Here is a 288-nt window from a genome sequence, read left to right as displayed (position 1 = left end):
GTGGATGGCAGGACGTATGGTGAAGCATCAAAAGACCGATAACAGCCTACAGCTTGAAGTAGCTAGAATGGCAGCCGATGGCATTTGGTTCACCCATTTATTACACGGCGGCAAGCTCACTACCAAAAAAGATTTACATGCCCTTAAACAGCAATTACTTGAGATGACGCATGCTACTTAATGACGGGAGTCACCGATGAAGCAAGAGAATACTATTCCCTATAGCCCTTATATTCCTTTTTTTAAAGACGTTGCCGATTACAATGTGGCGTTTGGGCATCTTTATCC

1 pseudogene is annotated in these 288 nt (G+C 43.8%); it reads left to right on the top strand.

Annotated elements, in window-relative coordinates:
- A pseudogene (locus AAEY88_RS12890) lies at positions 1 to 181 on the top strand (hypothetical protein); the annotation flags it as partial.
- Positions 182 to 288 lie beyond the last annotated feature (107 nt).

Source organism: Psychrobacter sp. CAL346-MNA-CIBAN-0220, from assembly GCF_040309805.1.
Lineage (GTDB): Bacteria > Pseudomonadota > Gammaproteobacteria > Pseudomonadales > Moraxellaceae > Psychrobacter.
The sequence above is the reverse complement of the archived record's forward strand: the minus strand, read 5'-3'. Positions and strand labels throughout refer to the sequence as shown.